Below are 14110 nucleotides of genomic sequence, written 5' to 3'. Positions count from 1 at the left end.
CTCGTCACCGGTCGCGGTGCCGGTGCGGAATGTCTTCGGGCGGGCGCCCGGTCGCGAGCATCTCGGCCGGCTGCCGGCCGGCGTCGGACCACGGTCCGGTCAGGCCAAGCACGGCGAGTGTGCTCGTCGGCATCGGTATCCACGCACCGGTGAGGAGTTCGGCGAGGCCGGCGATCCCGGGGTTGTGCACGACGAGAACGACAGTATCGAACTCGTCCGGAAGTTCCCGGACGACGTCGAGCAGCTCACCGGCGGATGCCGCATAGCCGCGGCTGTCGACCCGGATCGGCGGCGTTTCCGCCAGCTCACCCGCGGCGATGTCCCAGGTGCTGCGGGCACGGTGCGCGGGGGAGACGACCGCGAGATCGATGTGACCGATGTTCCGGTCGAGCCACGCGCCCGCCAGCGGCGCCTGGAGGAGTCCCCGGTCCGCGAGCGGGCGCTCGAGGTCGGAGACCTCGCCGGACCAGTCCGATTTGGCGTGCCGCAGCAGGATCAGGGTGCGCTCAGTCATACCCTGAGTCTGCCACCGCCGGCCGCCCCGGTCGCCTCGGAAACTGGCTCCTGACAGGGTTCACGGAATCTGGGAGGATTCCCTGACTGCATTGTGCTCTTCACGAGGGACTCGGAGGCATCGTGACCAAGAACAGGCTCGAAGCGTTCAGCGATGGCGTGCTCGCCATCATCATCACGATCATGGTGCTCGAGATCCGGGTGCCGGAAGAACCGACCTGGCAGGGGCTCGCGTCCCTCCTGCCGACGCTGTTCAGTTACCTGCTGAGTTTCCTCTACATCGGGATCTACTGGAACAACCACCACCACCTGCTGCGCCTCGCCTCCGGCGTGAACGGCGGCATCCTCTGGGCGAACCTGAACCTTCTGTTCTGGCTCTCCCTGTTCCCGTTCGTGACGAGGTGGAGCGACGAGTCGGGCTTCGCCGAGGTTCCGGTCATGGTCTACGGGATCACGTTGCTCCTGGCCGCCGTGGCGTTCTTCATCCTGCAGCAGGCGCTGATCCGTTACCAGGGCGCAGACGGAGCCCTGGCAACGGCCCTCGGGCGGGACTGGAAGGGCAAGGCCTCGCCGTTCATCTACCTCGCCGGGGTTCTGCTTGCCCTCGTGCAGCCGCTCGCGTCCATGGGCGTCTTCGCCGTGGCCGCACTGATCTGGCTGGTACCGGACCGGCGGGTCGAGCGTTTCGTCGGCGAGGGCCGCGAAGAGTGATGCGCCGGCACCGCTTCAGTTCTTAGAACTGCTTCAGGGCTTAACGAAGTAATGCCCCCGCCGAAGCGGGGGCATTACTGGAGCTCTCTGGGCGAGTGACTGGGTCAGTCGCAGTTCAAGCAGTGTGCTGATTCAGCACTGAGCAGAATCAGAGGGCGCGGATGTTCTCGGCCTGGGGACCCTTGGGGCCCTGGGTTACCTCGAACTCGACCTTCTGGTTCTCGTCGAGGGACTTGTAGCCATTGGAAGCGATCGCGGAGTAGTGCGCGAACACGTCGGCGCTTCCGTCGTCGGGAGCAATGAATCCGAAGCCCTTTTCAGCGTTGAACCATTTCACGGTACCTGTTGCCATTTTTGAAACTCCTCCAGGAGTGTTAGACCGACCCCGACTGTCGGGGCCGTTCGTCGCGGTATTCGTCGTCCGCTTCCGAAAGGAATACGCCGCATGGACCGAAGTCCGTGCGTTTTAAGACGTGCAAGCACTACAACTACTGGGACAAGACTAGACCACTTCGCTCGGTAAGAAGCCGAATCGGGGCGAATTCGAGTCATAACCGTTACGTTTTATGAATATTTCGCTCGAACAGGGGCAGTATCCAGTCGAACTGTCAATCAACGGTGACGAAGTCGATGAGTTGTTCGACCCTGCCGAGGAAGGCGGCCTCGAGGTCGGCATACGACCGCACCCGGCCCAGGATGCGTTGCCAGGCCCTGGCGATGTCGGCCTGGTCTTCGTGCGGCCAGCCCAGGTGCTGGCAGATCCCGTGTTTCCACTCCACCGACCGGGGGATCGTCGGCCAGCCCGTCATGCCGAGCCGCTCCGGTTTCACGGCCTGCCAGACGTCGACGTACGGATGTCCGACGACGAGCACGCTCCGACCGTGCGGCCCCCGAGAGACGCTCTCGGCGATGCGGCTCTCTTTGGACCCCCGCACGAGGTGGTCGACGAGCACGCCGACCTTACGTCCGGATCCCGGCTTGAATTCGGCGAGGAGCTCCTCGAGGTTGTCGACGCCCTCGAGGTATTCGACGACGACGCCCTCGATCCGCAGGTCGGCCCCCAGACCTTCTCGACGAGCTCGGCATCGTGCCTGCCCTCGACGAAGATCCGGCTGCCGCGGGCGACCCGCGCGGGTGACGAAGCCACAGCGAGGGAACCGGAGGCCGTCCGGGCGCGCTGCTGGGGCGCCCTGGCCGGGACGACGAGCCGCACGGGCTCCCCGTCGATCAGGAAGGCGGAGCCGAGGGGAAAGAGCCGGAGGGCGCCGTGGCGGTCCTCGAGGGTCACGATCTGCTTCTCGAGGCGTACGATCGCACCGCAGAACCCGGTCGCGACCTCTTCGACGACGAGGTCGCGGACGGCCTCCTGGGTCGGGACGACCTTCCGTCCCACGTCGCGCCAGCCCGGTCTCAGGGCGTCCTGTCCGTATCGGTCCTCATTCACCCGTTCGACGTTAGCCGAAGAGATCAGCCGGCGATGCGCGGGTCCTCAGCGGAAGTCCCGGGAGGTCGTCGGTGCGACGAGGGTGAGGGTGTCGAACTTGTCGGCGAGGAGGTTCGTGACTCCCTCCGGGGAGCGCTCCAGGATGCCGCGCACCACGAGGGCGGGCGATTCCCGTGCGATCCGACGGTACCGGTTCCAGACGCCGATTCCGGCGATGACGTTGAGGGTCCCGGTCTCATCCTCGATATTGAGGAAGGTCACCCCACCGGCGGTCGCCGGTCGCTGCCGGTGCGTCACGACGCCACCGACCTGGATCCGGCGTCCGGACTCGACGGTGGGCAGCCGGTCGATCGGCACGGCGCCGCGTGCGGCCAGGCCCGCGCGCGCGTGACTGATCGGATGGTCGTCCGGGGAGATGCCGGTCGCCCAGAGGTCGTAGACGACCTGCTCGACCGGGCTGAGAAGATCGAGCAGCGGCGGCTGCACGGTGACCGCTGTACCGCTGAGGTGCTGGGGTCGCTCGGTAGCCGCCTCTCCGGCCGTCCACAGCGCGGTCCGCGGTTCGAGCCCCAGGCCGGAGAAGGCGCCGGCGGCGGCGAGCGCTTCGAGCCTGCTCCGTGTTCAGCCCGACCCGGCCCGCGGCATCCGCCATCGACAGGTACGGCCCGCCCCGGTCGCGCTCGGAGACGATGCGGCGGGCGAGGTCACGGCCGATGCCGGATACCTCGGCGAGGCCGAGGCGGACGGCGAAGGCGCCGTCCCTGCGGTGATCGGCCCAGTCCGGAGGAACCAGGCGGTCGAAGAGCGGCACCGGCGGCTGCTCGGGGTACAGGCACGCGGCACCGCGAGCCGTTCGTGGGACTGCCGGGGGAACGGCGGCGGCTGCGACGCAGGCCTCGAGGCCGGCCTCGGCGCCCGAACGGAGGATGTCCGGGCGGAGCACGGTGACGCCGTGGCGGCGCGCGTCCGCGACGAGGGACTGCGGAGAATAGAAGCCCATCGGTTGGGCGCGGAGGAGGGCCGCCAGGAAGGCGCCCGGATAGTGCAGGCGCAGCCAGGCGCTCGCGTACACGAGCAGGGCGAAGCTGATCGAATGACTCTCGGCGAAGCCGAAGTTGGCGAAGGCCTCGATCTTGGCGTAGATCGTGTCTGCGACGTCCCCGGTGATCCCGTTCGACGCCATCCCGGCGTAGAGACGGTCGCGGAGGGTGGAGATCTTCTCGATGCCGCGCTTGGACCCCATCGCGCGGCGAAGCAGGTCGGCGTCCTCGCCGGAGCACCCGCCGACGGCCATGGCCATCTGCATGAGCTGCTCCTGGAACAGCGGGATGCCGAGGGTGCGTTCGAGCACAGGCTCGAGTTTCGGGTGCAGGTAGGTCACCGGCTCCTGCCCGAGCTTGCGCCGGATGTACGGATGCACGGCGCCGCCCTGGATGGGCCCCGGCCGGATCAGGGCGATCTCGACGACGAGGTCGTAGAACCGGCGCGGCTGCAGGCGGGGCAGGGTGCCCATCTGGGCACGGCTTTCGACTTGGAAGACTCCGACGGAGTCCGCCCGGCTGAGCTGGTCGTAGACGCCGGCTTCCTCCTTCGGGATGGTCGCGAGGGTCCAGGTCTCGCCGAGGTGTTCTGCGGTGAGGTCGAAGGTGTACTGGATGGCCGCGAGCATCCCGAGTCCGAGCAGGTCGAACTTCACGAGGCCCATCCAGGCGCAGTCATCCTTGTCCCACTGCAGGACCGTCCGGTTGTCCATCCTGGCCGGTTCGATCGGGCAGACCTCTCCGACGGGGCGGTCGGTGAGGACCATTCCACCCGAGTGGATGCCGAGGTGTCTGGGCGCCCCGAGGAGCCTGCTCGGCGAGGTCGGTCACGAGCGGGGGGATGTCGTGCTCCGGGCTCGAGGCCGATTCTCCCCAACGCTCGATCTGCTTCGACCAGGCATCCTGCTGGCCGGTGCTGAAGCCGAGCGCCTTGGACATGTCGCGCACAGCGATCTTGGGCCGGTAGGTGATCACGTTCGCGACCTGGGCGGCGTTGAGCCTGCCGTAGCGGCCGTAGACGTACTGGATGACCTCTTCGCGCCGGTCGGAGTCGAAGTCGACGTCGATGTCCGGTTCCTCGTCGCGGAGGCTCGACAGGAACCGTTCGAACGGGAGCCGGTAGAAGATCGAGTCGACGGCGGTGATGCCGAGCACGAAGCAGACGGCGGAGTTGGCCGCAGAGCCGCGGCCCTGGCAGAGGATGCCGCGACTGCGCGCGAACCGGACGATGTCGTGCACGATCAGGAAGTATCCGGGGAAGTCCTTGGCCTCGATGACCGCGAGTTCCTTCTCGATGCGTTCGAGCACCGACGGAGCAGCGCCCGGGTATTTCTCGGCGACGCCGTCCGTGACGAGGGACCGCAGCCACGTCATTGGCGTGTGTCCGGCGGGGACATCCTGGCGGGGCAGGCGGGGGCGCGCCCGGCGCAGTGAGAATGCCAGCTCGGTCGCGAGCGGTACGGTGTTCGCGACCGCGCCGGGGTAGCGCGCGAAACGAGCGGCCATTTCCGCGCCGCTGCGCAGGTGGGCCCCGTCGGAGCCCGGGAGCCAGCCGTCCATCTGGTCGAGGCTGCGCCGGGCGCGCACGGCCGCGAGGGCGGCGGAGAGCCGGGAGCCCTCCGGGGTGGCGTAGTGCACGGCGTTCGTGGCGAGCACCGGCACGCCCGTTTCTGCGGCGAGGCCGGCGAGGACGTCGTTCGCGGCGCTGTCCGCCGGGTAGCCGTGGTCGTACAGTTCCACGAAGACGTTGTCCCTTCCGAAGAGACGAATGAGTCCGGCCAGTTCCCGAGCCGCGGCAGTGGGCCCCCCGGTTGCGAGAGCCCTGCGCACGGCGCCCTTGCGGCATCCGGTCAGGACGGCCCAGGTCCCGTCGCCCTGGGCGGCGAGTTCCTCGGTGTCGTAGAGCGGCCTGCCCTTCTCGCCTCCCGCGAGATGGGCGCTCGTGAGTGCGGCGGCGAGGCGGTGGTAGCCGGCCTGGCCGCGGGCGAGCACGAGCAGGTGGGTGCCTGCCGGGTCCGCACTGCCGTTCTGCGGCTCGGTGAGGCCGAGAGAGAGTTCGGCGCCGAAGATCGTGGCCACGCCGGGGAAGCTCTCGGCCGTCTCGGCAAGGCGCACGGCGCCATAGAGTCCGTCGTGGTCGGCCAGGGCCAGGGCGGAGAGCCCGAGTCTCGCGGCCTCCTCGAGAAGGGCCTCCGGGGAGCTCGACCCGTCGAGGAAGCTGAAGTTGGAGTGGGCGTGCAGTTCCGCGTACGGCACGACAGCACCAGCGGCGGGAGAGCCGACCGGGGCCGTTGGTGCGGCCGGACGGTACGGCATGCGCTTTCCTGACCAGGCCGGGCTGTCGCCGCCGTCGGCTCCCGGCGGCGGGCCGCCGGGTCTGCGCTGATCGGAGAGGGCGCGCTCGAGGTCCGACCACGGGATCGGGGGATTGCTCCAGCCCATCAGTAAGCACCCTTCTCACTGACACGGTCTTCGGTAAGACGCGTCCCGGCCATACGGTCTTCAGTCATAGCGCGCCTCGGCGACCCAGCCGGCGGCGTCGAGCAGGAGCAGCCAGGCCGTGCCCGATCCGTCCACGAGCTGAAGGCGCTGGCAGTGGTTCGTCCGGACGGGATCCCACCAGTGCTCGACGAGAGGCCACGGACCGGCCCAGGCCGTGACCGGGCCGAGGCCTTCCGGCCGAAGGGTGGGCGAGAAGGAGGCCGGGGCGCCGGAGAGCACGCCGCGGTCGTCGACTCCGACGGCGGCGCCGTCCGGCGCGACGAGCAGGACCCGGGGCGGGTCGGCGAAGACGGTGGCGGGGGAGAGCCCGGGCAGGCTGCCCGGCCAGGGCGCCGATTCGGTGCGTTCGCGCGCCGAGGCGGGCTGGACTCGGGCGGCGGGCGCCGCATCCCCCCACGGCACGAGCACCCGACGGTCCCTGAGCAGCCGGCCGCCGCCGTTGACCGCGGTGAGCACCCCGTCGTGGCCGAGCAGGCCCTGGACCCTGGTGAGCGCGTGGTGGATCCTCTCGTCGGGCCCGGAGTCCCAGAGTCCCTGCTCGTGATCCGCGGTCGAGTCCACCCGCTCGGGGATGATGCGCACCCGGGTGATGGCGGCGTCGAGTTCGCTCGTGCCCGGGCCGGCGCCCTGCAGTTGCCAGCGCACCCGGTCCGCGATGTCGGCGCCGGTGAACCAGCGCGGATGCCGCCACGAACGCGTGTGCACGCCTCCCGCTCCGGCCAGGGCCTCCGTGCATACCTCGATCGTGACTTCGGTGCAGACGAGGCGTGAGGCGGCGAGGGCGCTGACGAAGTCATCGAGTCCCGCCCGGATGGCGAAGGTGACCTGGTCGACCCGGTCGAGCGGAGGCTCCCAGTCGAAGGCCACCTCGCGGTGGCGCGGCGGGACACGCGGCACGACGCGGCCGTCGTCCGTCGCCCCGGCGATCCGGTGGGCGCGGGCTGCTGCTGCCCCGAACCGGTGCCGGACCCTGTCGTCGGGGAGCGCCGCGAAATCGCCCAGGGTGTGCACGCCCAGGCGCCGGAGCAGGGTCGCGAGTTCCCTGTCGATGAGCCCGGTCTCGACGAGCGTCGTGACCGGGCGGACGGCGAGGAATGCCGCTGAGTCGCCGGAGGGGACGACCCTGACGGGGGCTGAACCGGCCTCCCTGGCCACCTGTTCTGCGGCGAAGGTCCCATCGGCGATGCCGACCCTCGCGCCGGTGATCCCCAGACCCGTGACACACGCGATGAGTGCCGCCGCGGCCGCCTCTTCGCTGCCGTAGAACCGCGCGGGTCCGCGGGAGCGGACGGCGCAGAGTCCAGGCCGGAGTACCTGCACGCCGGGGGTCGTGTCCTCGAGGCGCTCGATGACGGGCTCGAACGCCCGATCGTCGAGCACGCGGTCGTAGCCGAGCACGACGAGGTCGGGGCAGCGGAACTGGGCCTCGCGTGCGGCGAGTCCTCGCCGCACCCCTGCCTCCCGCGCCACGGGCGAACACGCGAAGACGATTCCGCGGTCGACGAGCGCGAGCGCGGCATCCGCCGCGAGGCCGGCGCGTACCCGCGCTGCCGTGACGGGCCAGTCAGGGCACCAGAGCACCAGGGTGCGATCGGGACCCGACCGGCGCCCGATCGTCGGGTCGGCGAGCGCGGTCACACCGCCTCGCTGGATCGCTGTGCGGAGAGAGTCAGGTCGAGGTCGGCTGTCTGCGCTCCCGGAGCATCCGGCGGCCGGCCTCCCAGCGACATCCGTGCGGTGCGGGAAGGGCCGGAGCGCACGGAGGCGGCGACGAGGACCTCTCGCCCGGTGAGGTGGCCGTGTCCGAAGCCGAGCCCGCTCCAGGTGTTCGTGCGCAGGGCGAGCCTCGCCTCCGCGAGCGGCCAGTCGCCGGCGACGAGGAGTGTGCAGCCGCGCTGCCGGAGCCGGGCACCCAGACGCGAGGCTTCGGTCTCCGAGACCCGCCGGGTCGGCCGCACGGCGACGACGGGGAGCACGTCGGCGAGCGCCGCGGTGACGGTGAGCCACTGGTCGCCCGGCGTGGGAACCAGGACGAGCCGGGCGAGGTCGATTCCGAGGCTCGCCGCCGCTTCGGGGCCGAGGTCCGGCAGTCCGATGACGCCGCACCAGGACCCGGCCAGGGACGGCCCGGCGAGCAGGGCGAGCACGAGGGACACGGAGCCGTCGACGGTGTAGACCGAACCAGGCTTGAGCGCGCCGCCCGGCAGAAGGCCAGAGAATCCCGCAGCGGCCGGACGGGTTTCGAGCCCCCGACGAGTGGATTCCATCCCGCGGATGCGCGATTGAAGCCCGGCCGCGAGTTCTCGCGGTCCGGGTCCGCTGCGGGGGACGGGAAGACTGGACACCCCACCATATTCGAACAGACATTCGATTAAGTCAAGAGGGGCCGCGGCGCGCTGGGGCCCCGCCGACGCCCGGGAACCGGGGTGTCGGTGGGCCGCGCTAGCCTGAGACCATGTGTGGTCGATTCATTATCACGGACACGGCGCCGGACCTCGCCGCGATGTTCGACGTCGAGCATGAGGGCGAGAACCTCCCCGAACCGTCGTGGAATATCAAGCCGACCGAGCGGATTCCGATCGTTCTCGAGTCTGCGAAATCGGGAGCCGTCGTGCGCAGGCTCGAGTCGGCCCGCTGGTCGCTCGTGCCCTCGTTCGCGTCGGCGCTCGTGTCGACCTTCCCGACGTTCAACGCCCGGTCGGAGACCGTGGGGGAGAAGGCCACTTTCCAGCCGTCGCTCGCGTCACGCCGTGCCCTCGTGCCGGCCACCGGGTACTACGAATGGCACACCGAGGGCGCGGTCAAGACCCCGTACTTCGTTCATTCGGACGATGGGCTGCCCCTGGCCCTCGCCGGTCTCTACGCGTGGTGGCGCAACCCCGCCCTCGCGGAAGACGACCCGGCGCGCTGGGTGCTCAGCGCCACGATCCTCACCCAGGAGGCGAGCGGCCGTCTCAGGGGGCCTGCACGAGCGGATGCCCGTCGTGCTGCCGGAGGAGACCTGGGACCAGTGGCTCGACCCGCACACCGTCGGCGACCAGGAGTTCGTGGATGCGGCCGTCGGCGCCTCTGCGGAGTCGGTGGAGGGACTCACCTTCTACGAGGTCGCGCCGCTCACCGGCGACGGTCCCGAACTCATCGAACCGGTCGCCTGAACCTGGTGCCCGAACCGGTCGCCTGACCTGCTCAACGCACCGGTCGTCCGAACGGCTACGCTCGTCATGGCGCGGAACGGCCGGGCCGGTGTGGAAAGGACCCCTCCCATGAACGTTGTCGCCTTCATCGTCGCGATGGCCGTGTTCGTCTTCGGACTCTGGCTCTTCGGGTTCGCGTTCACCGTCACCGCGGGCCAGCTTCCGATCTTCTTCGGCGGGATCCTCTGCGTGGCCCTCGCGGTCGCGATTCCCGTCCAGATCCTGCGCGACTGAGCCGCCCCGTGCAGGCCGAACAGCGCACAGATCCTCTCGCCTTCCACGGCGAAGGTCCGGTATGGTCCCCGTCCTGGGGCGGCCTGCGCTGGCTCGACATGTTCGCGGGAGACATCCTCTCCCTGGACGGCGACACCGTGCACCGCAGGCACGTCGGCAGCATGGTCGTGACCGTGCGTCCGCGCCGCGCGGGCGGCGCCGTCCTGGCCCTGCAGCGCGGTTTCGCCCTCGAGGACGCACACGGCACGATCACGGAGCTCGGTGACCTCTGGAGCGATCCGCTTCTCCGGCTGAACGAGGGCGGGTGCGACCCGGACGGCCGGTTCTATTGCGGGTCGATGGCTTTCGACCAGAAGCACGGCGCCGGTTCGCTCCGCCGCCTCGATCCGGACGGGTCGGTCGACGTCGTCCTGACCGGCCTGACCATCTCCAACGGTCTGGACTGGAGCCCCGACGGCTCCCTGGCCTACTACAACGACACCGCGACCGGCCGGGTCGCCGTGTTCGACTACAGCGCAGAGACCGGCCTGACCGGCCAGCGCAGTTTTGCCGAGATCCCCGCGGAATCGGGCTTCCCGGACGGCCTCACCGTGGACAGCCAGGGCGGGGTCTGGGTGGCCCTGTACGGCGGAAGCGCCGTGCACCGCTACACGCCGGATGGCCGACTCGACGGCGTCGTCGAGGTCGCCGCAAGCCGGGTCACGGCGTGCACCTTCGGCGGCCCGAACCTCGACGAGCTCTTCATCACGACCTCCCGGGAGGGCCTCGACGAGGGCGAAGAGGCCCTCGCCGGGTCTCTCTTCCGGGTGGATGCGGGGGTCACCGGCCAGCCCGTGCGCGAGTTCGCCGGCTGAGCAGCCCGCCCGGCGCTCGCACCTGGCCCGAATCAGATCAGTGCAGCAGCCCGGCGACGAGATTGATCATCGTCGCGAGGATGACCGATCCGAAAAGGTAGGACAGCAGTCCGTGGCGGAGCGCCGTCATCCGGATGATGTGCGTCTTCAGGTTCGTGTCAGACACCTGGAAGGTCATGCCGAGGGTGAATGCCAGGTAGGCGAAATCCCCGTAGCTCGGCGGTTCGGTCTGGTTGAACTCGATCCCGCCATCCGCTCCCTCGTAGTAGAGCCGGGCGTAGCGGAGCGTGAACAAGGTGTGCAGCAGCGTCCAGGACAGGACGACGCTCAGCACGGACACCAGGGCGAGCACGACCTGAGCCGCCCCCGTCGTGGAATGCGTCTCGATGAGGAGGAGGCCGAGGGCGCCGAGGCTCGCGAGACTGATCAGGAGCACGAGCAGGTCTGACACGCCCCGGGACGGGTCCTCCCTGGTCGCGTGGGTCGCGGTCGTCGCGGCGTCCATCGGCGCGATCACGATCCAGACCCAGCCGATGAACGTGACGCACGCTGCCGCCCAGCCCACGATCGGGGTGAGCACCCAGTCGCCCCAGATCGACGCCACGAATGCGGCGGCCACGCCGATCACGGCCATAACGATCAGGCGGGTGCTCGAGCGACGCACCCGCAGGGTATCCCAGGTCTTCATGGCCCGATCGTCCCACAGATCCGCCCGGAGTCCGTGAGCGGCACGGGTGGGGCGAGATGCCAGAATCGCTCGATAAGGTGAAGAGAACGTCAGACGCAGGTCTGGCCCAGGACAACTGCGGCTTACCGCACACGATCGAACGAAAGAGACCGCGAGGATGTCAGACAGCCCGGCCGCGGCATCGCCATACGAGGTGCTCGGCGTGAGCCCGGAGGCGACCAGCGAGGAATTGCGGCGCGCGTATCGCAAGCGGCTGCGTCTCACCCACCCGGATGTCGGGGGTCGCGCCGCCGACTTCCAGGCCGTGCAGGTGGCGTGGGAACGGATCGGCAATCCCGAGAGCCGGGCGGACTACGACCGGCGCCGGTACCCGGACAACGATCCGGGGACCGTGCACACCGGCTCCGCCACCGGTTCAGGCTCGCCGCGTGCGTCGTCTGCGGCGACGGGTCCACGCGCCCGGATGTACGGCCACCCGGGTGGCCACGCCCGGCAACGGTACCTCGAACTCCTCCGCGAATGGGTCGGCCGCGGCACCGTCATCGAGGATCCATACGCGCCCCAGCTCGTCCGCTCCGCGCCCCGCGAGATCCGGCACTGCCTGGCCCGCGCCCTCGCCCAGGAATCGACGGCCCACCTCGTCTCCCTGCTCGGCATCGGCTACACGGCCTGGCACGACGTGCTCGCCGGCTCGCACCCCGACCCGGTCGACCACGTCGTCCTCGGCCCGGCCGGCCTGTTCGCGATCCTCTCCGAGGACTGGGGCGCCCCGGTCGAACTCCGCCGCGGGGGGAGCTCCTCGCGGAGACCCTGCGGCCGGAAGACCGTCCCGTGCACGAATTCGAGGACGCCGCGCGCGCGCTCTCCCGCGCCCTCGGCGTGCGCTTCACCGCCCTCGTGGTCGTGCTCCCCGACGACGCACTCTCCGAGCCGCTGGGAATACCCGGTCGCGGACGGCGTCCCTCGGTCGTCATCATTCCACGGTCGCGGCTCGTCGGCCTGTTACGCGACGGGCTGCCCGGCATGGATCGCGGCAGCTTCGAGAAGGTGTTCGAGCTGCGCAGCCGCCTTCAGGACGGCATCCGCTTCGTCACCGACTAGTCATTCGGCCTGGTCATTCAGCGCTGGCGAAGACCCAGTTTGTCGACCCAGTAGGACAGGAAGCTCGCACCGGCGGCGTCGTGAATCAGGTCACCCTCGACGATCACCGGGTACGGCCGGTCGAGGACCCCGTCGGACGGGCGCACGTCGACGTGGGCGACCTCGTACCCGGCGGTGTGCAGGTGGTCGGCCATCAGGTAGTCGCTGCGGGAGTCGCCGACGGAGCGCCACACCCGGGGGAGCGGGCCGGACTCGGCGAAAAAGGCGAGGGCGCGTTCTGCACCGTGGTCCTTGTCGAGGGTGACGGACTCGATGTCCGTCGAGATGATCGTGGGATCGATCCGGAACGGTACGGCGCCGGACGCGTCCGGTGAGACCCGGTCGCCGAAGCGGACCCCGAGCCCGAGGCCCGTGAGGATCGCGAAGGAGGCGTCGTTGAAGTCGGCCGCTGCCGCGGCGTAGTCCGCGTCTGCGGCATCCGTGCGTTGCTCGACGGACACCATGGCCTGCTTGGTCTCATCGAAGAACATCGTGTCGGCGAAGCGGTTGTGCACGAGCGAACGGATCGCGTCGACGGCCGCCGTCGGCAGTGCGACGCTCGGATCGACGACGGCCGTGCCCATTCCGGCCGCGGTGATCGGGAACCAGACGGCGCCCTTTTCGCACACTCCGTACATGCGCATGGTCTCGGGCAGGCCGGCCGCGAGGAGAGGCGAGATGACCTGCTCCCGAATGAAAAGCGACGAGCGGCCGGTGATGAAGGCGATCGGAACGTTCGCGGCGGCGAGCGTGATCAGGTCGGCGATGATGCTGTCGCGCCGGATCGTCCGGGTGACCGGACTGGCGATCGGCCCGTCGACGTCGAGGAGGAGGCCGAGGGGAGGAAGGCTGTCTGGCATGCCCCCATTGTTTCATGGCCCGCCTGTTCCACGACCCGCCGGCGCTGCGTCAGCGGGTCGTGACCCTCACGTCTCCGTTGGTGGTCTGCGCGATGATGGTGCGCCGCGCCGAGGGATCGCTCGGGATGGAGCCGGTGTCGACGTTCCCGTTCGTCGTGCGCGCGTCGACGCGGTAGGAGAGTCCGGCTTCGGGCATCCGCACCGTGATCGAACCGTTGGTGCTGCGGGCCTCGACGGCCTCGGGGGCATCCCGGAAATCGACCTCGACGGCTCCGTTCGTGGTCGTGGCGACCACGCGGCGGGAACCGGCATCGCGCACCCTGACGGCGCCATTGGTGGTGTGGACCTCCACCCGGCCGAGCGTGCCGGTCGTCTCGACGGCTCCGTTCGTGGTCGTCAGCCTGAGGGCGCCGGTGAGCCCCGACACTTCGATCTGCCCGTTCACCCCGTCTGTCGTGACGGAGAGGGCCGCGGGCAGGGCCACGGTCATGGTCAGGGAGCAGAAGCCGAGCCACTGGTTCGGGCATCCTCCGGTGACCTCGGTCACGCCGTTCGCCGTGGTGATCTCCAGCGTGGGGGTGGCACCGAGGGAGCTGCCGTCGGCACGCACGTGCACCTGGGCGTCGGGGCTGGACTCCAAACGGAGGGCGGAGTTCGGAACCCGGACGTCAACACTCGACCCGGCTTCGGCATCCGCTGCGAGATGGACGGGCGTGCCGACCGCGCCGCCGGTGACCAGGAGGACGAGCAGCCCGGCCCCGGCGAGGATGACGAGCGCCAGCACGACCACGGCAACGATGAGGCCGGCCCGTCCTCCGCGGCGCCGGGCCGGCTGCGAGGATGCGGCGGCCTGGTCCTGGGCGCTCGGGGGCGGTATCGGTGGTCGTGCCGGCGGTGTCGCACTCGCGCTCATGCAGCAGACCATACCCG

At 69.9% G+C, this 14110-nt stretch carries 12 protein-coding genes and 4 pseudogenes; 7 read left to right on the top strand and 9 right to left on the bottom strand.

Features of this window, described 5'->3' with window-relative positions; genetic code table 11:
• Positions 1–4: 4 nt before the first annotated feature.
• A complete protein-coding gene (locus KIV56_RS02365) occupies positions 5–514 on the bottom strand; it encodes a SixA phosphatase family protein (protein ID WP_281535018.1) in 510 nt (169 codons plus the stop codon).
• 122 nt (positions 515–636) lie between these two features.
• On the opposite strand from KIV56_RS02365, the gene KIV56_RS02360 reads away from it, so the two are divergent.
• Entirely contained in the window at positions 637–1224 is a 588-nt protein-coding gene (locus tag KIV56_RS02360; protein ID WP_281535017.1) for a TMEM175 family protein, read from the top strand.
• Positions 1225–1372: 148 nt separating this feature from the next.
• On the opposite strand, the gene cspE is transcribed toward KIV56_RS02360, so the two are convergent.
• The 5 genes and pseudogenes from cspE to KIV56_RS02335 form a co-directional block, all read right to left on the bottom strand.
• Positions 1373–1576, bottom strand: a complete 204-nt coding sequence (gene cspE / locus KIV56_RS02355) for a transcription antiterminator/RNA stability regulator CspE (protein ID WP_035840308.1) — start codon at positions 1574–1576, stop codon at positions 1373–1375.
• Positions 1577–1832: 256 nt separating this feature from the next.
• Positions 1833–2668 (bottom strand): annotated as a pseudogene (locus KIV56_RS02350) (DUF3097 domain-containing protein).
• Between the two features lie 45 nt (positions 2669–2713).
• Positions 2714–6150: pseudogene (locus tag KIV56_RS02345) on the bottom strand (error-prone DNA polymerase).
• Positions 6151–6210: 60 nt separating this feature from the next.
• A complete protein-coding gene (locus KIV56_RS02340) occupies positions 6211–7848 on the bottom strand; it encodes a DNA polymerase Y family protein (RefSeq protein WP_281535016.1) in 1638 nt (545 codons plus the stop codon).
• A complete protein-coding gene (locus KIV56_RS02335) occupies positions 7845–8555 on the bottom strand; it encodes a hypothetical protein (RefSeq protein ID WP_281535015.1) in 711 nt (236 codons plus the stop codon). The genes KIV56_RS02340 and KIV56_RS02335 overlap by 4 nt, the downstream gene beginning before the upstream one ends.
• 110 nt (positions 8556–8665) lie before the next feature.
• Between KIV56_RS02335 and KIV56_RS02330 the strand changes: the two are divergent.
• The 4 genes and pseudogenes from KIV56_RS02330 to KIV56_RS02315 form a co-directional block, all read left to right on the top strand.
• Positions 8666–9106 (top strand): annotated as a pseudogene (locus tag KIV56_RS02330) (SOS response-associated peptidase); the annotation flags it as partial.
• Positions 9042–9365, top strand: a complete 324-nt coding sequence (locus tag KIV56_RS19385) for an SOS response-associated peptidase family protein (RefSeq protein WP_348648534.1) — start codon at positions 9042–9044, stop codon at positions 9363–9365. The pseudogene KIV56_RS02330 and the gene KIV56_RS19385, both read left to right, overlap by 65 nt.
• Before the next feature lie 108 nt (positions 9366–9473).
• A complete protein-coding gene (locus KIV56_RS02320) occupies positions 9474–9638 on the top strand; it encodes a hypothetical protein (protein ID WP_281535014.1) in 165 nt (54 codons plus the stop codon).
• An 8-nt stretch (positions 9639–9646) separates the two neighbouring features.
• Positions 9647–10492: an SMP-30/gluconolactonase/LRE family protein gene (locus tag KIV56_RS02315; protein ID WP_281535013.1), complete on the top strand. Its 846-nt coding sequence runs from the start codon at positions 9647–9649 to the stop codon at positions 10490–10492.
• A 37-nt stretch (positions 10493–10529) separates the two neighbouring features.
• Here KIV56_RS02315 and KIV56_RS02310 read toward each other — a convergent pair whose 3' ends face one another.
• Positions 10530–11180 carry a DUF1345 domain-containing protein gene (locus KIV56_RS02310; protein ID WP_281535012.1) on the bottom strand — a complete coding sequence of 217 codons (651 nt, stop codon included), beginning with the start codon at positions 11178–11180 and terminating at the stop codon, positions 10530–10532.
• Between the two features lie 157 nt (positions 11181–11337).
• Here KIV56_RS02310 and KIV56_RS02305 point away from each other — a divergent pair.
• Together KIV56_RS02305 and KIV56_RS02300 are read left to right on the top strand one after the other, a co-directional pair.
• Positions 11338–11478 (top strand): annotated as a pseudogene (locus tag KIV56_RS02305) (DnaJ domain-containing protein); the annotation flags it as partial.
• Positions 11479–12011: 533 nt separating this feature from the next.
• A complete protein-coding gene (locus tag KIV56_RS02300) occupies positions 12012–12281 on the top strand; it encodes a hypothetical protein (protein ID WP_281535011.1) in 270 nt (89 codons plus the stop codon).
• Between the two features lie 17 nt (positions 12282–12298).
• On the opposite strand, the gene KIV56_RS02295 is transcribed toward KIV56_RS02300, so the two are convergent.
• Together KIV56_RS02295 and KIV56_RS02290 are read right to left on the bottom strand one after the other, a co-directional pair.
• Positions 12299–13180, bottom strand: coding sequence for a hypothetical protein (locus KIV56_RS02295; RefSeq protein WP_281535010.1), 882 nt, complete (start codon positions 13178–13180; stop codon positions 12299–12301).
• Between the two features lie 49 nt (positions 13181–13229).
• Positions 13230–14093, bottom strand: coding sequence for a DUF4097 family beta strand repeat-containing protein (locus tag KIV56_RS02290; protein WP_281535009.1), 864 nt, complete (start codon positions 14091–14093; stop codon positions 13230–13232).
• Positions 14094–14110 lie beyond the last annotated feature (17 nt).

It is taken from the genome of Cryobacterium breve, from assembly GCF_027594785.1.
Taxonomy (GTDB): Bacteria; Actinomycetota; Actinomycetes; order Actinomycetales; family Microbacteriaceae; genus Cryobacterium; species Cryobacterium breve_A.
The sequence above is the reverse complement of the archived record's forward strand: the minus strand, read 5'-3'. Positions and strand labels throughout refer to the sequence as shown.

Coding starts and splice junctions, on each gene's coding strand:
- KIV56_RS02295 (WP_281535010.1), bottom strand. CDS start 13,180: ATGCCAGACAGCCTTCCTCCCCTCGGCCTCCTCCTCGACGTCGACGGG.
- KIV56_RS02290 (WP_281535009.1), bottom strand. CDS start 14,093: ATGAGCGCGAGTGCGACACCGCCGGCACGACCACCGATACCGCCCCCG.
- cspE (WP_035840308.1), bottom strand. CDS start 1,576: ATGGCAACAGGTACCGTGAAATGGTTCAACGCTGAAAAGGGCTTCGGA.
- KIV56_RS02365 (WP_281535018.1), bottom strand. CDS start 514: ATGACTGAGCGCACCCTGATCCTGCTGCGGCACGCCAAATCGGACTGG.
- KIV56_RS19385 (WP_348648534.1), top strand. CDS start 9,042: ATGGGCTGCCCCTGGCCCTCGCCGGTCTCTACGCGTGGTGGCGCAACC.
- KIV56_RS02320 (WP_281535014.1), top strand. CDS start 9,474: ATGAACGTTGTCGCCTTCATCGTCGCGATGGCCGTGTTCGTCTTCGGA.
- KIV56_RS02310 (WP_281535012.1), bottom strand. CDS start 11,180: ATGAAGACCTGGGATACCCTGCGGGTGCGTCGCTCGAGCACCCGCCTG.